Annotated in this window: 18 protein-coding genes; 9 read left to right on the forward strand and 9 right to left on the reverse strand. The window is 64.8% G+C overall.

Annotated elements, in window-relative coordinates; genetic code table 11:
• Positions 1-47: 47 nt before the first annotated feature.
• From nth to fdxA, 5 genes are all read right to left on the reverse strand, one after another.
• Positions 48-683 carry an endonuclease III gene (gene nth, locus RT614_RS11700; protein ID WP_313622280.1) on the reverse strand — a complete coding sequence of 212 codons (636 nt, stop codon included), beginning with the start codon at positions 681-683 and terminating at the stop codon, positions 48-50.
• Positions 680-1,321, reverse strand: coding sequence for an electron transport complex subunit RsxB (gene rsxB, locus RT614_RS11705; protein WP_313622281.1), 642 nt, complete (start codon positions 1,319-1,321; stop codon positions 680-682). Before rsxB ends, nth begins: the two co-directional genes overlap by 4 nt.
• 112 nt (positions 1,322-1,433) lie before the next feature.
• Entirely contained in the window at positions 1,434-2,660 is a 1,227-nt protein-coding gene (locus RT614_RS11710) for a polyhydroxyalkanoate depolymerase (protein ID WP_313622282.1), read from the reverse strand.
• Between the two features lie 212 nt (positions 2,661-2,872).
• Entirely contained in the window at positions 2,873-3,673 is an 801-nt protein-coding gene (locus tag RT614_RS11715) for a ferredoxin--NADP reductase (protein WP_313622283.1), read from the reverse strand.
• A gap of 48 nt (positions 3,674-3,721) precedes the next feature.
• Positions 3,722-4,045, reverse strand: coding sequence for a ferredoxin FdxA (gene fdxA / locus RT614_RS11720; RefSeq protein WP_006389264.1), 324 nt, complete (start codon positions 4,043-4,045; stop codon positions 3,722-3,724).
• Between the two features lie 157 nt (positions 4,046-4,202).
• Here fdxA and pncB point away from each other — a divergent pair, with 157 nt between their 5' ends.
• Together pncB and RT614_RS11730 are read left to right on the forward strand one after the other, a co-directional pair.
• Positions 4,203-5,378 (forward strand): nicotinate phosphoribosyltransferase, encoded by a 1,176-nt coding sequence (gene pncB, locus RT614_RS11725; protein ID WP_313622284.1) that lies wholly within the window; start codon positions 4,203-4,205, stop codon positions 5,376-5,378.
• A gap of 71 nt (positions 5,379-5,449) precedes the next feature.
• Positions 5,450-5,800, forward strand: a complete 351-nt coding sequence (locus tag RT614_RS11730) for a RidA family protein (RefSeq protein WP_056321843.1) — start codon at positions 5,450-5,452, stop codon at positions 5,798-5,800.
• A gap of 105 nt (positions 5,801-5,905) precedes the next feature.
• On the opposite strand, the gene RT614_RS11735 is transcribed toward RT614_RS11730, so the two are convergent.
• On the reverse strand, positions 5,906-6,415 hold the full coding sequence (locus RT614_RS11735) for an NAD(P)H-dependent oxidoreductase (protein WP_313622285.1): 510 nt from the start codon (positions 6,413-6,415) through the stop codon (positions 5,906-5,908).
• Positions 6,412-7,245: a zinc-dependent peptidase gene (locus tag RT614_RS11740; RefSeq protein ID WP_313622286.1), complete on the reverse strand. Its 834-nt coding sequence runs from the start codon at positions 7,243-7,245 to the stop codon at positions 6,412-6,414. The genes RT614_RS11735 and RT614_RS11740 overlap by 4 nt, the downstream gene beginning before the upstream one ends.
• Before the next feature lie 107 nt (positions 7,246-7,352).
• Between RT614_RS11740 and RT614_RS11745 the strand changes: the two genes are divergently transcribed.
• Positions 7,353-9,629 carry a bifunctional (p)ppGpp synthetase/guanosine-3',5'-bis(diphosphate) 3'-pyrophosphohydrolase gene (locus RT614_RS11745; protein ID WP_313622287.1) on the forward strand — a complete coding sequence of 759 codons (2,277 nt, stop codon included), beginning with the start codon at positions 7,353-7,355 and terminating at the stop codon, positions 9,627-9,629.
• 39 nt (positions 9,630-9,668) lie between these two features.
• Here the strand turns inward: RT614_RS11745 and RT614_RS11750 are convergent, their stop codons facing one another.
• Positions 9,669-10,982 (reverse strand): MFS transporter, encoded by a 1,314-nt coding sequence (locus RT614_RS11750; RefSeq protein ID WP_313622288.1) that lies wholly within the window; start codon positions 10,980-10,982, stop codon positions 9,669-9,671.
• A gap of 134 nt (positions 10,983-11,116) precedes the next feature.
• Between RT614_RS11750 and argE the strand changes: the two genes are divergently transcribed.
• The 5 genes from argE (at position 11,117) to RT614_RS11775 (ending at position 16,201) form a co-directional block, all read left to right on the forward strand.
• The gene (argE, locus tag RT614_RS11755) at positions 11,117-12,268 is read left to right on the forward strand and encodes an acetylornithine deacetylase (protein WP_313622289.1); all 1,152 of its coding nucleotides are present in this window, start codon (positions 11,117-11,119) and stop codon (positions 12,266-12,268) included.
• Between the two features lie 119 nt (positions 12,269-12,387).
• Positions 12,388-13,587, forward strand: coding sequence for a tryptophan synthase subunit beta (gene trpB, locus RT614_RS11760; RefSeq protein WP_313622290.1), 1,200 nt, complete (start codon positions 12,388-12,390; stop codon positions 13,585-13,587).
• Positions 13,588-13,591: 4 nt separating this feature from the next.
• Positions 13,592-14,455 (forward strand): tryptophan synthase subunit alpha, encoded by an 864-nt coding sequence (gene trpA, locus RT614_RS11765; protein WP_313622291.1) that lies wholly within the window; start codon positions 13,592-13,594, stop codon positions 14,453-14,455.
• A 36-nt stretch (positions 14,456-14,491) separates the two neighbouring features.
• Entirely contained in the window at positions 14,492-15,367 is an 876-nt protein-coding gene (accD, locus tag RT614_RS11770; protein ID WP_313622292.1) for an acetyl-CoA carboxylase, carboxyltransferase subunit beta, read from the forward strand.
• Between the two features lie 285 nt (positions 15,368-15,652).
• Entirely contained in the window at positions 15,653-16,201 is a 549-nt protein-coding gene (locus RT614_RS11775) for an acyloxyacyl hydrolase (RefSeq protein WP_313622293.1), read from the forward strand.
• On the opposite strand, the gene RT614_RS11780 is transcribed toward RT614_RS11775, so the two are convergent.
• Positions 16,189-16,404 carry a hypothetical protein gene (locus tag RT614_RS11780; protein ID WP_313622294.1) on the reverse strand — a complete coding sequence of 72 codons (216 nt, stop codon included), beginning with the start codon at positions 16,402-16,404 and terminating at the stop codon, positions 16,189-16,191. The two genes, RT614_RS11775 and RT614_RS11780, sit on opposite strands and share 13 nt — an antisense overlap.
• Before the next feature lie 83 nt (positions 16,405-16,487).
• Between RT614_RS11780 and RT614_RS11785 the strand changes: the two genes are divergently transcribed.
• Complete coding sequence (locus tag RT614_RS11785) at positions 16,488-17,495, forward strand: tripartite tricarboxylate transporter substrate binding protein (protein ID WP_313622295.1); 1,008 nt, start codon at positions 16,488-16,490, stop codon at positions 17,493-17,495.
• The last annotated feature ends 59 nt before the right edge of the window (positions 17,496-17,554 follow it).

The following is a 17,554-nucleotide window of genomic DNA, read 5'->3' on the forward strand; positions in this document are numbered from 1 at the left end:
CCGGTTTTCCGCTCGCTTCAATTGCGAGCCGGCGCGCGCCGGATGCTTCAGGCAGGGGTTTTCTGCTTGAATTCGCAGAGGTCGGAAATGCCGCACTGGGGGCATTTGGGCTTGCGCGCCACACAGACGTAGCGGCCATGCAGGATGAGCCAGTGATGGGCATCGAGCAGGTATTCGCGGGGCACGAATTTTTCGAGTTTGAGCTCGACTTCCAGCACGTTCTTTCCGGGGGCGATGCCGGTGCGGTTGGAGACCCGGAAGATATGCGTATCCACGGCCATCGTCGGTTGTCCAAATGCGGTGTTCAACACCACATTGGCAGTCTTGCGGCCCACGCCCGGCAGGGCTTCCAGGGCTTCTCGCGTCTTCGGCACTTCGCCGCCATGCTGCTCGATCAGCAGCTTGCAGGTCGCGATCGCGTTCTTGGCCTTGGTGCGGTACAGGCCGATGGTCTTGATGTAGTCGGCCAGGCCTTCCTCGCCCAGGGCCAGCAGCGCTTCGGGCGTGCCGTACTGCGGGAAAAACTTGCGCGTCGCGATGTTGACCGACTTGTCCGTGGCCTGCGCCGACAGCAGCACGGCGATCAAAAGCTGGAACGGCGTGTCGTATTCCAGCTCGGTGGTCGGGCTGGGATTGGCGGCGTGCAGGCGGGCGAAAATTTCTCGGCGTTTGGCGGCGTTCATGACTGCGAGGGATTGCGGCGTGCGCGGGCTCGGGCCAGCGCGGATTCGATGGCGGAGCGCTTGCGGTCTTCTTTCTGAGCGTCGTCGACGACCGGCGCGGGCGAGGCAGTGGCGGGCGCCTCGGGCGCCATCAGCCGCGCGTTGTCGGATGCCAGGCGCTCTGCTCGCGCGAGGTGGCTGCGGTGGCGCTGGCGGCTGATCGCGGCGTCCTGGACGGTCCACGCGCGGCCGGCGGGCACCATCTGGATGCAATCGACAGGACAGGGCGCCACGCACAGGTCGCAGCCCGTGCACCAGTCCTCAAGCACGGTGTGCATGTGCTTGTTGGCGCCCACGATGGCGTCGACCGGACAGGCCTGGATGCACAGCGTACAGCCGATGCAGTGGGATTCGTCGATGCGGGCGACCAGCAGGGGACCAGGCTCGCCGCGCGCCAGGTCCAACGGCAGGGCGGGAACGTCGAGCAGCGCGGACAGCGCGGCAATGCCTTCCTCGCCGCCCGGCGGACAGCGATTGATCGGCGCGGCGCCTTCGGCGATTGCGTCGGCATACGGCCGGCAGCCGTCGTATCCGCATTTCGTGCATTGCGTCTGCGGCAGCAAGGCATCGATGCGGTCGGCAAGTGAGCGACAGGACATGTAAAGCCAATAAATGAAAAAGGGCCGCTCGGGCCCCGTGAATACGGATCAGGCTGCTGGCGGCGCGGGACCTCTGCCCGCGCGCTGCCTTGCGAACGGCTTGGCGCCGTTCCTATGCGGATTGCCGGATGAACTCGGCAATTTTAGGACAGATCATTTCGCGCCAGCGGCGGCCCGAGAAAATGCCGTAATGGCCGCAGTTGGGCGCGGTGTAGTGCGACTTGCGGTCAGCCGGGATGTTCTTGCACAGCTTGATCGCGGCGCGCGTCTGGCCCTGGCCCGAAATGTCGTCCAGTTCGCCTTCGATGGTGAAGAGGGCGACGTCCTTGATGTCGGCGGGGCGGACCAGCTTGCCGTCCACTTCCCAGGTGCCGTTGGGCAGCGAGAAGTCCTGGAACACCATGCGGATCGTGTCCAGGTAGAACTCGGCCGGCATGTCCAGGACGGCGTTGTACTCGTCGTAGAAGCGGCGATGCGCTTCGGCGTCGCTGTCGTCGCCGCGCAGCAGGTCCAGGTAGAAGTCATAGTGCGACTTCATGTGGCGGTCGGGGTTCATGGCCATGAACCCGGCATGCTGCAGGAAACCCGGATACACCTTGCGGCCGGCGCCCGGATAGCGCGGCGGCACGGGGTGAATGACCTGGTTTTCGAACCACGAGTACGGCTTGGTGGTGGCCAGGCGGTTCACCTGCGTGGGGGATTGCCGGGGGTCGATGGGGCCGCCCATCATCACCATGCTGCGGGGCTGGCAGGGATCGTTGGCCGAGGCCATCAAGGATACGGCGGCCAGCACCGGCACCGTGGGCTGGCAGACGGAAATGACGTGGACGTCCGGGCCCAGGTGGCGGATGAAATCCTGCACGTATCGGACGTAGTCGTTCAGATGGAAGGGGCCGGCCGACAGCGGCACCATGCGGGCGTCGACCCAGTCGGTGACATAGATGTCATGGGCGGGCAGCAGGGCGCGGACGGTGTCGCGCAGCAGCGTGGCGTGGTGCCCTGAAAGCGGGGCCACCAGAAGAACCTTGGGATCGTTCTTGCCGGCAAGGCGGACGTCGCGCTGGAAATGCACCAGGCGGCAGAAGGGCTTGTCCAGCGCCACGGCCTCGATCACGCGGACGGACTTGCCGTCGATCTGGGTGGTGGGGAGATTCCAGGCAGGCTTCTGGTATTCCTTGCCGATACGGGTCATCAACTCGTACCCGGCGGCCATCTGGCGGGAAATCGGGGTATAGGCGAGCGGGCTGTAGGGGCTGGAGAACAGCTGAGAACCGGCGTCCGTGAATGCAGCGAACGGAGTCAGGAAAGCGCGCTGCATTTCGTGCAATTGGTACAGCATTTCGGGGAAGTCCTTCTGGGTCGAGCGTGTGCCCCGATTATTGCTCCGAGGCGTAACGTTATTTCCAATCAGCCTGAAGAATGTCAGGCAAAGTGCCTGATTTTGTTGCTAAAAAGCGACCCGTCATGTTTTTGGCACCAGTTTAGGGCCGCTTTAATGCCCTGCGGTGATACCAAAAGGAGGATTTACGCACTACGCCATGCAGTGCCGGATCACCAGTAGTTTTCTACCGCCAGGTTGCCCGGAATGCCGCGGCGTCCTGGCTTGAATCCACGATCACCCAGCAATTTTCGTGCCTCTGCCAGCATGGCAGGGTTGCCGCACAGCATGACCTTGGCGGTCTCGGGGTCCAGTGGCTGGCCGGCGAGCTGCTCCAGGCGGCCGTCGGCGATCAGTGTGGTGATGCGCTCCTGGGGCATGCCCGGGAGGGATTCGCGCGTGGCGATGGGCAGGTAGACGAGCTTGCCGGGATCCGCCGCGAAGACGTCGGCCAGGGCCGGATCGGCGCGCCAGGATTCGATTTCCTGGCGGTAGGCCAGTTCCGCCGCCGTACGCACGCCATGCACCAGGATGATGCGGCGGTATGCACGCCAGACGGCGGGGTCGCGCAGGATCGAAAGGTAGGCCGACAGGCCGGTGCCCGAGGCCAGCAGCCAGAGGTCGCCTTCAGGCGCGAAGCGCTCCAGCGTCAGGAAGCCGTACGGCGCCTTTTCGACGTAGAGCGCATCGCCGGGCTGCAAACGGGCCATGCGCGGACTGAACAGGCCTTCGGGAACGACGATGGAATAGAACTCCAGCCCGGGTTCATGCGGGGCGGAGACCATGGAGTAGGCGCGCCATATCGTGGGAGGACCATCGGGATCGTCCGCGCCGGGCAGGCCGACCCGGGCGAACTGGCCCGGCAGGAAGGTATAGGCTTCGTCCCGCGTCACGCGCACGGAGGACAGTTTGTCCGGCACCCAGGTGTGGACGCTGGTGATGGTCTGGCGCGTGTATTTGGAGTCGTCGGTCATCGGGACATCGCACGTGGCGCCGTCCGGCTTGCGGCCGGCGCCCGTGGATTACTTTTCCAGGTATTGCAGCTTGTCCTGCTTGCCGTTCCATTCGTCGGCGTCGGGCAGGGGCTTCTTGGCACGGCTGATGCTGGCGAATTCAGGCGAGAGTTCGGCGTTCAGCGCGATGAAATTGAGTTGGTCCTGCGGCACGTCTTCTTCGGCGTAGATGGCGTTGGCCGGGCATTCCGGAATGCAAACCGCGCAGTCGATGCATTCGTCCGGGTCGATCACGAGGAAGTTCGGACCCTCACGAAAACAGTCCACCGGGCACACATCTACGCAATCGGTGTACTTGCACTTGATACAGTTTTCGGTGACTACGTGGGTCATTCAGGAACTCCGGGGATCGGCGGCAGGTGTGTCTTAATGGGCGGATTTTACCCAATGCCGCGACGATGTGCCGGCAATACCCGTATTGACAGCGTGGCCCATCGTGCCGAACGGCGTGTTCTCTATGCTATGGTGTCGCGAAACGAAACGCGCAATCATGATTATTACTTCGCTGCTCGACACCGACCTGTATAAATTCAGCATGATGCAGGTGGTCCTGCATCACTTCCCCGCTGCCCAGGTCGAGTACCGGTACAAGTGCCGTACCCAGGGCGTCGATTTGCGCCCGTATATGGACGAAATCCGCCAGGAAGTGCATGAGCTTTGCCAATTGCGCTTCACGGAAGACGAACTTAAATACCTGGGCAGCTTGCGCTTTATCAAAAGCGACTTCGTTGATTTCCTTGGGCTGTTCCATATGCCCGAGCGCTGCATCCACATCACCGAAGGCGAAGGGCCCGGCGAAATCAGCATCGAGGTCAAGGGGCCGTGGTTGCACACGATCCTGTTCGAAATCCCCGTGCTGGCCATCGTCAACGAAGTCTATTTCCGCAACACGCGCAAGCATCCGGATTGGGAAGAAGGCCGCAAGCGCCTGCAATCCAAGATGCACCTGGTGCTGGACGATCCGGCGCTGGCGGACTTCCGCGTCGCCGAATACGGGACGCGTCGCCGCTTTTCCAAGGTATGGCACGAGGAAATCGTGTCCACCATGAAGGCCGAAATGGGCCCGCACTTCGCCGGCTCCAGCAATGTGCTGCTGGCGAAAGAGCACGACGTGCTGCCGCTGGGCACGATGGGCCATGAATATCTTCAGGCCTGCCAGGCCCTGGGACCGCGCCTGCGCGATTCGCAGGTGTTCGCGCTGGAAGTCTGGGCCAAGGAATACCGAGGCGACCTGGGCATCGCGCTGTCCGACGTCTACGGCATGGATGCCTTCCTGCGCGACTTCGACATGTATTTCTGCAAGCTGTTCGATGGCGCGCGCCACGATTCAGGCGATCCATTCATCTGGGGTGAACGCCTGCTCGAGCACTATCGCAAGAACCGCGTCGATCCGCGCGCCAAGACGCTGGTGTTCTCGGACTCACTGACTTTTCCGCGGGCCATCGAGCTGGCCCGCCAGTTCTCGGGCCGTTGCAAGGTGTCATTCGGCATCGGCACCAACCTTACCAACGACCTCGGTCACGAGCCCCTGCAGATCGTCATGAAGATGGTTCGCTGCAACGGACAGCCCGTGGCCAAGGTGTCGGACGCGCCCGAAAAAACCATGTGCGACGATCCCGCTTACCTGGCCTATCTGCGCCAGGTCTTCCAGTTGCCGCCCGCTTGAAGACGCCTGCGCGTCCATGGCGGGTTCAATGCACAGTTCCAATCAAACCACTCGACTCTAGGGGAATTCTCATGAGCAGCATCAAGCGCTTCCACGTCACCAAGCGCCTGTCGGACATGGCCGTGTACAACGGCGTCGCCTACCTGGCAGGCCAGGTGCCGGACGACGCCACGCTGGACATCACCGGACAGACCGAGCAAGTGCTGGCCACGATCGACCGCCTGCTGGCCGAGGCCGGCACCGACAAGACCAAGATCCTCATGGCGCAGATCTACGTGGCCAACATGAAGGAATTCGACGGCATGAACAAGGCCTGGGACGCGTGGGTCGCCGACGGCAATTCGCCTCCCCGCGCCACGGTCGAAGCCCGTCTGGCCAACCCCGACTACAAGGTCGAGATCGTCGTGACGGCCGCGCTCTGACATGCGCCGCGCGCCGGGCGCTGTCAGCGTCCGGCATGCCTTGAGCAATAAAAAGCCCTCAGCCTCGCGCCGAGGGCTTTTTGTTTGCGCGGCCGGAATGGAGGGTCACGCCCCCATCAGCATGACGCCGGCCAGCAATCCGCCCAGTTCCTCGCAGCGAGCCAGTTCGGATGGCGGCACGGTCTTGGGCGCCAGGATCTGTTCGGCGGTCTGCGCGCCCAGATTGACGATTACCGCCGGCCCTACGGCGGCAAGACGCCAGCCGGTGCAGATGCGCTCGACTTGCCGCGCCGCGCCCGCGCCGTCGCTGCCGGCGCTGATCATGGCGGCATAGGGCAGGCCCTGGATGCGGTCCAGGACGGCGTAGTAATTGCGGTCGAAGAATTCCTTCATTTCACCGCTCAGGCTGGCAAGGTTCTCAGGGGCGCAGAACAGGTAACCGTGGCTGGCCAGCAGCATATCGGCGTCCACGTCCGCCGCGCGCCGCAGTTCGACGTGCAGATCGTCCGCCTGTTCCAGAGCCAGGGCGGCGGCTGCGGCGCCCCGCGCGGCGGCTTGCGCCATCTGCCGCGCTGCGCCAGTGCGCGAATGCCAGACGATCAGCAGTTGCTTCATGCGTACCGCTCCAAGGGATCCTGGCGATAGTAGGCCCGCAGCAAGGCATACCACTCGGGCATGGCCTGGTGCATCGGGTACGGGTCCACAAAGAAGTGCTCGGAGCTGACGGCGAAGAACTCGGCTTCGTCCGTGGCGGCGTAGGGGTCCATGGGCAACTGGCCATACCAGGCGTCGGCCTCCTGGCTTTCCGGGTCCACGTCGCGAGGAATGGCAGCTTCCACCGCGTCGACCGCCGCAATGAATCGGTCCAGGCTGTCGTCCAGCACCTGGCGCCAGACGCGGGGCTTCAGGTCGGGATGCGCCGCCAGAGAGGGCATGCCGTCCGCGAAGCCCGAGCGCAGGTCCAGCTTGTGGGCGAACTCATGGATGACCACGTTGAAGCCGCCATCGGAAAGCTGGGCGTCTTCCCACGAGAGGACGAGCGGGCCGCCTTCCCAGGCTTCGCCGGCGGCGTCCTCGAGGTATTCGTGGACCACGCCGTCCTCGTCCTGGCGCGAGCGCGGAATGCGGAAACCGGCCGGATACACGATGATTTCGTCCCAGCCTTCGTACAGTTCGGGGGCGAGGTTCAGGATCGGCAGGCTGGCCTGCGCCGCAATGGACAGGCGCATGAAGTCCGATACCTCCAGTCCCTGGGCGCCATTGACGGATTTGCTGGCCAGCAGCCACGCCGAGCGCGCCTGCAACTGGGCGGCTTCGTCGGCGGTCAGCGCCGCCAGGAAGGGGTGGGCCTCCAGCACCTGCCGCCAGAGTTCAGGCGGGATGCGGGCCTGCATTTCGGCCACCGCGGACGGGCGGGCGCCCCGGGCCTTCAGCCAGCGCAACATAAGCTTTGGTTCCTTGCATATGCCGGGGTGCGGCAGGGTGTTCAGGGTGATTGAACCCTAGTGTAGAGTGTCGGGATATTCAACCAAATACCCGCGCTACGTCCGTCATGTCCGCCCCGCCTGTTCCCGATGCGCCTTCGCCATTCGACGCTTCCTGGCGGCAAGAAGCCGGGGCGGGTCTGGACGCCGACGGCCTGGCATTGATCGACCGGGCCGTTGCCTGGGCCGCGCCCCGCTTCGAAGGACAACACGCGCTTACGGGCGAACCCCTGGCCGAGCATGGCGCCGGCGTCGTTCGCATCCTGGCGGCGCTGCACACCGATGCCGCCACCCGCGCCGCCGCGTTGCTGGCCGCGTTGCCCACCGACTTGATGGCGCCCGCCCCGTCGTTGCGCAATGATCCCGTCGCCGCCGCCTTCGGCGCCGAAATCGCACGGTTGGTGCAGGGCACGTATGCCCTGCTGCGGCTGGGCGTGGTCGCCCGCCAGGCCAGCGATGCCGCCGCCGAAAGCGGCTCCCAGAAGGAAATGCAGCGCAAGATGCTGCTTGCCATGGCGGCCGACCTGCGCATCGTGCTGATGCGCCTGGCGTCTCGCCTGCGCACGCTGCGCTGGCATGCGGAAAGCAAGGCCCCGTGTTCGCCGGACTTCGCGCGCGAGACCCTGGACCTTTACGCGCCGCTGGCCAACCGGCTGGGCATCTGGCAGATCAAATGGGAAATGGAGGACCTGTCGTTCCGTTTCCTCGAGCCCGAAAAATACAAGCACATCGCCCGCCTGCTCGAAGAAAAGCGGGTCGAGCGCGAGGCCTTCATCGCCGCGGCCATCGAACGCGTGCAGCAGGCGCTGGCCCGAAGCGGCATCGACGCCGAGGTCAGCGGCCGGCCCAAGCACATCTACAGCATCTGGAACAAGATGCGCGTGAAGCGGCTGGATTTCTCGCAGATGTACGATCTGCGCGCCCTGCGCGTCATCGTGGACGACGTCCGCGCCTGCTACACCGCGCTGGGCATGGTGCACGAAATGTGGACCCCGCTTTCCGAGGAGTTCGACGACTACATCTCGCGGCCCAAGCCGAACGGCTACCGGTCCTTGCACACGGTGGTGTCCGACGACGACGGCCGGCCGTTCGAGGTGCAGATACGCACGCGGGAAATGCATCAGTTCGCGGAATACGGGATGGCCGCGCATTGGCGCTACAAGGAAGCGGGCGCCAAGGGCGGGCAGGTCGCGGCCTCCAGCGAATACGACCGGCAACTGTCGTGGATGCGCCAGCTGCTCGCCTGGAACAGCGACGTGGAAGGCGGCGAGGCGGCGCCCGAGCCCGCCAAGGCTGCGGCCGGCAAGTCCTCATCGGGCAGGCATCGCGGCGCGGTGGCGGCGCCCGCGCATACCGACGAGCGCATCTATGTGCTGACGCCGCAGGCGCGCGTGATCGAACTGCCCGCCGGAGCCACTCCGGTGGATTTCGCATATCACCTGCATACCGACCTGGGCCATCGCTGCCGCGGCGCCCGCGTCGATGGCCAGATGGTGCCGCTGCAGACGCGCCTGTCCACTGGCCAGACCGTGGAGATCATTTCCGCCAAGTCCGGCGGTCCGTCGCGCGACTGGCTCAACCCGCAGCTGGGCTTTTTGGCCAGCCCGCGCGCGCGCGCCAAGGTGCGCATGTGGTTCAACGCCATCGAATTGCAGCAGCGCATCACCCAGGGCCAGGCGCTTGTCGAAAAGGAATTGCAGCGCCTGGGCAAGACGGCGGTCAATCTTGAGCAGCTCGCCCAGAACCTGGGTTTTGCCCGCGCCGACGATCTTTACGTCGCGGCGGCCAAGGAAGAATTCAGCCTGCGGCAGATCGATACGCTGTTTCAGCAACCCGCGCCCGCCACCGAGCCCACGCCTGCCGCCCTGCGGCACGCCAGCGCCGGCAGCGCCGAAAAAAGCGGCAAGAGCGGGGTGCTGGTGGTCGGGGTGGGTTCGCTGCTGACGCAACTGGCGCGCTGCTGCCGTCCGGCCCCGCCCGACGCGATCTCCGGCTTTGTCACCCGGGGGCGGGGCGTGTCCATCCACCGACGCGACTGCCACAGCTATCTGGCGTTGGCCGCGCGCGAGCCCGAGCGCGTCATCGAGGTCACCTGGGGGGAAACGGCGGACACCTTCTACCCCGTGGACGTCAGCGTGCGCGCGCACGATCGCTCGGGCCTGCTGCGGGACCTGTCCGAAGTCTTCGCGCGGCTGCGCCTGAATGTGGTGGGCGTGAACACGCAGAGCAAGCAGTCGCTTGCCCACATGGTGTTCACGGTGGAAGTGCGCGGCGGAGAATCGCTGTCGCGCGCACTGGATGCGCTGGCCGAGGTGCCAGGCGTGTCCTCGGCCACCCGCCGCTAGGGCGGCGGCCGGCAGCGTTGCGCCGCCGGCCGTGGGACCTTAGTGCTCCAGGTCCTCGTGCGCGCGGTCGCGCATGTAGAACGCAGCGATCAGGCCCAGGGCCACGCCGAACATCACGTAGTAGGCCGGCGCCATCGGAGAGCCGGTGGTCTTGATCAGCCAGGTCACGATGAACTGCGCGAAGCCGCCAAAGATCATCACGGCCACGTTATAGGCCAGCGACAGTCCCACCGAACGCACGCGCGCGGGAAACAATTCCGCCATCACCGTGCTGAACACGCCGAAGAAGGCCGACACGAAAATGCAGACCACGACCTGCACGGTCAAGAGGCGGCCGATCGACGGCGCGTCGGACAGCCAGAAGTACAGCGGATACAGCACGATCAGATAGCCGATCAGCGAACCGATCACCAGCGGGCGGCGGCCGACGCGGTCGGACCAGGCGCCCATGAACGGGGTCAGCAGCACCATCAGCGCCGCGCCGGCCATCTGCACCAGGAAGGTCTGGTTCAGCGGCAGCATCAGGACCTTCGTCGAATACGTGACCAGGTACGTGAAGGTGATGTAGATGGACACGGTCGCCGTGACCACCAGCCCCACGCCGATCAGCGTCTCGCGCGTGTGGGTCTTGAGCATCTGACCCAGCGACAGGCGCTGCACTTCACCGCGGGCGGCGGCGTGGCGGTCGTCTTCCTTCATCTTCTTGAAGGCGTCCGTCTCATCGACGTTGCGGCGGATATAGATGGCGATCGGCACAATGACCAGGCCAAAGGCGAAAGGCAAACGCCATGCCCAGTCCGCGATCTGCTGCTCGGTGAAGAACTCGGTGATCAGCGTGCCGCAGGCTGCGCCGATCAGCAGGGCCAGCATCTGGCCAGCCATCTGCCAGGACCCGTAAAAGCCGCGCCGGCCATTGGGCGCCATTTCGATCAGGAGCGCCGTCGACGTCCCGAACTCGCCGCCCGCCGAAAAGCCCTGAAGCAGGCGCGCGATGAGGATGAAAATGGGCGCCAGGATGCCGGCGGCGTGATAGGTCGGGGCGACCGTGATCAGCGCAATGGAGACCGCCATCAGCGAGGTCACCAGCACCATGGCGGCCTTGCGGCCCTTTCTGTCCCCATAAAGGCCCAGGATGATGCCGCCCACGGGGCGCATGAAGAAACCGACGCCGAAGATGGCGGTGGTCATGAGGATGGCGTTGAGTTCGCTGCCGGGAATGCTGGGGTCGGTGGGGAAGAACAGCTTTGCGATAATCGGCGTCATGAACGCAAATACCAGGAAGTCATACCATTCGAGGGCATTTCCTATCACTGCGGCCACGATGTTGCGTGTGGGAACTGCTTTGTGCTGCACGTTTTCTCCTTGGGGGCGGTTTTCTTTCCGGGCGCCATTCTAGGCGACTGGCCCGGCGCGGGGTCTCGCAAGCCGTCCGGGACGCGGCCGCGTCCTGGCTTTACACTGCACCTTTTCCCCAAGAGAGTAGTGACATGAACGCGCGCACCTGGCTGGAAACGCTGGTTGGCTTTGACACCACCAGCCGCAATTCCAATCTTGCCTTGATCGAAACCGTCCGTGATTGGCTAAAGGGCCAGGGCGTCGATGCGTGGCTGGCGCACAATCCCGAGCGCACCAAGGCCAATCTGTTCGCCACGCTGCCCGCGCAGGACGGCAACCAGCAGGGCGGGATCGTCCTGTCGGGCCACACCGACGTGGTGCCCGTGGACGGCCAGGACTGGAGCACGGATCCGTTCAAACTCGTCGAAAAAGACGGCCTGCTCTACGGCCGCGGCAGCTGCGACATGAAGGGGTTCATCGCCGGATCGCTGGCACTGGTCCCCGAATTCATGGCCATGCCCCGCAAGAAGCCCATTCATCTGGCGTTCTCGTACGACGAGGAAGTCGGCTGCGCCGGTGCGCCGTACATGCTGGCGGACTTGCACGAGCGCGGCATTCGCCCCGAAGGCTGCGTGGTGGGCGAACCCACCGGCATGCAGGTGGTGGTGGCTCACAAGGGGATCAATCTGTTTCGCTGCAAGGTGCACGGCAAGGCGGCCCACTCGTCGCTCACGCCCCGCGGCTGCAATGCCATCGAATACGCCGCCCGGCTCATCTGCCGCATCCGCGACGTGGCCGACAGCTTCAAGGCCAATGGCCCGTACGACCAGTTCTACGACGTGCCGTTTTCCACGATGACCACCAACCAGATCCGGGGCGGCATCGCGGTCAACACCATTCCCGAACTGTGCGAATTCACCTATGAATTCCGCAACCTGCCGGGAATGCGTCCCGACGATATCCAGGCCGAAGTCGAAAAATACGTGCGTGAAGAGCTGCTTCCGCGCATGAAGGCCGAATTCGAAGGCGCCAGCATCGAAATCGAGACCGGCGCCGCCGCGCCCGCCCTGGAAGCCTCTGAAGAAGCCGCCATCACCCAGCTGGTGCGCGCGCTGACCGAAGATCGCGCCACGCGCAAGGTCGCGTACGGGACTGAAGCCGGGCTGTTCCAGGGCATCGGCATTCCCACGGTGGTCTGCGGCCCCGGCCACATCGAACAGGCCCACAAGCCCAATGAATACGTGGCTCTGGACCAACTGGCCGCGTGCGAGACGTTCCTGCGCCGGATGGGGCAGTCCCTCTGACGCGCCAGGGCGGCCCGGCGGGCGCCGACCCGCTGCCGCCCGCGTCAGGTAAAATGACGGGTTGCAAACCGGATTTGCGGCCGGCAGTGGCCTGCCGCGATGCCGGGGGAGATTGCTTGGTGAAACCTTACGACTTTCCAGATGCCAAGGGCCACTTCGGGCCTTATGGTGGTGTTTTCGTGGCGGAAACGCTGATGCACGCGCTCGACGAGCTGCGCGCGGCCTATGACCGCTGCCGCGTCGACCCCGCCTTCCTGGAAGAGTTCAACTACGAACTCAAGCACTTTGTCGGCCGGCCCAGCCCCGTGTATCACGCACGCCGCTGGTCCGAGCTCCTGGGGGGCGCCCAAATCTGGTTCAAGCGCGAAGACCTGAACCACACCGGCGCCCACAAGGTCAACAATTGCATCGGCCAGGCCTTGCTGGCCAAGCGCATGGGCAAGCCGCGCGTCATCGCCGAAACCGGCGCGGGCCAGCACGGCGTGGCCACCGCCACGGTCGCGGCCCGCTACGGCATGGAATGCGTGGTGTACATGGGCAGCGAAGACGTCCGCCGCCAGGCCTCCAACGTCTACCGCATGAAACTGCTGGGCGCGACGGTGGTGCCGGTCACCTCCGGCTCGCGCACCCTGAAGGACGCGCTGAACGAAGCCATGCGCGATTGGGTCACCAACATCGAAAACACGTTCTACATCATCGGCACGGTGGCGGGTCCCGACCCCTATCCCCGCATGGTGCGCGACTTCCAGACCGTCATCGGCAACGAATGCCTGACGCAGATGCCCGAGGCCATCGGCCGCCAGCCCGACTACGTCGTGGCGGCGGTGGGCGGCGGCTCCAATGCCATGGGCATCTTCCATCCGTACATCCCCTACGAAAACGTGCGCCTGATCGGCGTCGAGGCCGCAGGCGAGGGCATGGACAGCGGCAAGCACGCTGCATCGCTGGCCGCGGGCCAGGTAGGCGTGCTGCACGGCAACCGCACCTACGTCATGCAGGACGCCGACGGCCAGGTCCAGGAAACCCATTCCGTGTCGGCCGGCCTGGATTACCCCGGCGTCGGCCCGGAACACGCCTGGCTCAAGGATTCGGGACGCGCCGAATACGTCGGCATCACCGACGACGAAGCCCTGAAGGCCTTCCACGATTGTTGCCGCATCGAAGGCATCATGCCGGCGCTGGAATCGTCCCACGCCATTGCCCAGGCCGCGAAGATGGCCGCCACGCTGCCGCGCGACGCCGTGATCCTGGTCAATCTGTCGGGCCGCGGCGACAAGGACATGCACACCGTCGCCGAACGTGCCGGTATCGAGCTCTGACACCATGACAACCCGTACCGATCGCATTGCCGCGGCATTCGCGCGCACCGCTCAATCCGGCCGCGCCGCGGCCCTGATCCCCTATATTGCCGCCGGCGATCCTTCCCCCGCCGCGACCGTTCCCCTGATGCATGCGCTGGTCGAAGCCGGCGCCGACGTCATCGAGCTCGGCGTGCCGTTTTCCGATCCCATGGCCGACGGCCCCGTGATCCAGCGCGCCGCCGACCGCGCCATCGCTCAGGGCGTTGGCCTGTCGCGCGTGCTTGAACTCGTGGCTGAATTCCGCCAGCGCGATACCGACACCCCCGTGGTCCTGATGGGGTACGCAAACCCGATCGAACGCATGGGCCAGTCCGAATTCTCCCGCCGCGCCGCAGCGGCTGGCGTGGACGGCGTGCTGGTCGTGGACTATCCGCCGGAAGAAGTCGTCGAATTCGCCGCCACGCTGGGCGAACAGGGCATCGCGCCCATCTTCCTGCTGGCGCCCACGTCCACCGAAGACCGCATCAAGGCCGTGGCGCAGGTCGCGCGCGGCTATGTCTACTATGTGTCGCTCAAGGGCGTGACGGGCGCGGGTTCGCTCAACACCGATAACGTGGCCGAACGCGTCGCCCTGATTCGCCGCCATGTGCGCGACATTCCGGTCGGCGTGGGATTCGGAATCCGCGACGCCGAAAGCGCCCAGCGCGTGGCGCGTTCAGCCGACGCGGTCGTCATCGGCAGCAAACTGATTGAAACCATGGAGCAGGCGGCCGCCAACGCGGCCGCTGCCCAGAAAACCGACGCCGCAGTCGCCGCCGCCAGCGGCTGGCTGCGCACCATCCGGCAGGCGCTGGATCAAGTAAAACGAGAGAACGCGTCGGCCTGAGCGGCCGGGCGCGATCTCAAACGGGATGAATAATCAATGAGCTGGATCGATAAACTCCTGCCGCCTCGCATCAATAAAACCAGCGATAGCGGCGCCCGCCGCGTCCCCGAAGGCCTTTGGGTGAAATGCCCTTCGTGCGAATCGGTGCTGTATAGCGAAGACCTGGCAGCCAACCTCCATGTCTGCCCCAAGTGCGACCACCACATGCGGATCGGGTCTCGCGCCCGCATCGATTCGCTGCTCGACATGGAAGGCCGCGTCGAAATCGGCCAGAACACGCGTTCGGTCGACACCCTGAAGTTCAAGGACACGCGCAAGTATCCAGAACGTCTGCAAGAGGCCGTCAAGGCCACGGGCGAATCCGACGCGCTGGTGGTCATGAGCGGCTCCATCCGCGGTGTGCCCGCCACGCTGGCCTGCTTTGAATTCGAGTTCATGGGCGGCTCCATGGGTTCCGTGGTCGGCGAACGCTTCGCGCGCGGCGCACAAGCGGCGCTGGACAACAAGACCCCGTTCATCTGCGTGGCTGCCTCGGGTGGCGCGCGCATGCAGGAAAGCCTGCTGTCGCTGATGCAGATGGCCAAGACGAACGCCATGCTGACGCGCCTGTCGGCCGCCGGCCTGCCGTTCATCAGCGTGCTGACCGATCCCACGATGGGCGGCGTGTCCGCCAGTTTTGCCTTCATGGGCGACGTGGTGATTGCAGAACCCAAGGCGCTGATCGGCTTTGCCGGTCCGCGCGTTATCGAGCAGACCGTGCGCGAAAAGCTGCCGGAAGGCTTCCAGCGCGCCGAGTTCCTGCTGCAGAAGGGCGCGATCGACATGGTCGTCGACCGCCGCCAATTGCGCGAGGAAATCGCTCGCCTGCTGGCTCTGCTGACCAACCAGCCCGCGGACGTGGTCACCGCCTGACGAAGACATTCCCTGGCGCCGGTGCGGCATTTAGCAGCCGGCGCCGCGGCACGATGCCGCTGGCGACGTTTCCGTTGTCGGCGGCATTTTCTTTTGGACGCCCCGACCCTGGGCACGGTGCTTGCTCTGGCCGCATGGCGCGATTTCCCACAAGCCCGAATCTCGCGATTTTCGGAACAGTCTTTTTCACGCGAAATTGTTGCCATATTGCGACATGCGCAAAGCCAGCTGACCCGGATTTTGCTATGGTTCCCCGTTAGTCCAGAAATAGATGGAGTTATTCCGATGCAGTCGACCAAGAAGAAAATACTGACGCGCCTTGCCGGCCTGGCCCTGGCAGGGGTTGCCACTTTCGCAAGCGCCCAGTCATCCGAAGGCACCCAGGGCGGCGTAAGCCTGCACTACGGCATCGGCGACCACTATCAGCGCCTCACCCTCAACTACGAAACTCCCTCGGTCTGGACTTACCACTTCGGCGGCAACTGGGGCCGACTGGACCTCACGCCGGAATTTGGCGCTTCGTATTGGCAGGCCGACGGTTCGCGTTCGCCGGGCCACGTCTGGCAGTTCAATGCCATCCCGATGTTCCGCTGGTGGACCGGCGAACGCTTCTACATCGAAGCGGGTATCGGCGCCACGCTGTTCTCCAGCACGCGCTTCGCCGACGAAAACATCAGCACGGCCTTCCAGTTCGGCGACCACGTCGGCCTGGGCTTCCTGCTGACGCCGAACAATCGTATCGGCGTGCGCTACTCGCACTTCTCCAACGCCAGCATCAAGCGCCCGAATCCCGGCCTCGACGTCGTTCAGCTGACGTACACCTACCAGTTCTGATTCACCGCCTGACCGGCACGCCAGGCGCCCGCCTGGCGAAAAGAGACTGCAAATCCACCCTTTGGGTGGATTTTTTTTGCTTGCGGCTGCCCGGGCGACGCGACGTCGCACGCCCACACCACAAAAATATTATGTTTTGACTGCGTGTCCGCGTACTTGTTGGTGCGGGTTGCAATGGCCAGAATGCCCTGGCGTACCCACATCACACAATCAGCCATCGCAGGGGTTTGCGTTTCGCCGCGCTGCGCGAGCAGGGCCTCCGACGATGGCGAACGGAGACAGTCAGATGAAATACCCCTGTATGCTCGCGCGCCGGGCGGCGCGCATCGCCGGCGCGCTGGGCCTTGCCATTGCCCTCGGCGCTGCCTCGTTCACCGTCATGGCCGATGAGTTCCCCAACAAGCCATTGCGCATGGTCGTCGGCTTCGCGCCCGGCGGCGGTGCGGATATCGTTGCGCGGCTGGTCGGCGCCAAGATGGCCGAAAGCCTGGGCCAGCAGGTGGTGGTCGAAAACCGGGCGGGCGCCACGGGCACGATCGCGGCGGACAACGTCGCGCGCTCTCCCGCCGATGGCTATTCGCTGTTCCTGGGTTCGCAATCCACGATGGTGGTTGCTCCTTCACTGTTTCCCACGCTGCCTTTCAAGCCTGAGAAGGACTTCGAGCCGGTATCGCAGGTCGTGACCATGCCGCTCATCCTGGTGGTCAATCCGGCCCTGGTCGACGTGAAAAGCGTGGGCGAACTGACCGACCATATCCGCAAGGCGGGCAATGGGGCATTGAGCTACGCCTCGTCCGGCCAGGGAGGTCCGCAGCACATCGCCGGCGAACTGTACGCCCACATGGTCGGCACCAAGGTGACGCACGTGCCGTACAAAGGAGAGTCGGCGGCAATCGCCGACGTGCTTGGCGGACACGTTCCCTACATGTTCGCAAACCTGCCGGTGGCGCTGCCGCACATCAACTCCGGCAAGGTCCGGCCGCTTGCCATCACCAGCCTGAAGCGGGACCCGAAGGCGCCCCAGATTCCCACGCTGGCCGAATCGGGATTCAAGGATTTCGAGGTGGCGACCTGGTATGGCGTCTTCGCGCCCGCCAAGACGCCCAGGCCCGTGATCGACAAGCTTTCCCAATCCATCCGCACCGCCCTGGATCAGGGCGATATGCAGGCCAAGCTGAGCGAACAGGGCTTCACGGTGGTGGGTAGCGATTCCGACACGTTCACGCGCTTCGTCGGCGCCGAACTTCCACGCTGGTCGGTGCTGATCCGCGACATCGGCATCAAGCCCGAGTAACGGCCGTGCCGTCGCTGGCGCGTCCGCCATCGGACGCGCCTTCATTTTTCCGAGACAAC

It is taken from the genome of Achromobacter sp. (assembly GCF_032102605.1).
Lineage (GTDB): Bacteria > Pseudomonadota > Gammaproteobacteria > Burkholderiales > Burkholderiaceae_B > Achromobacter.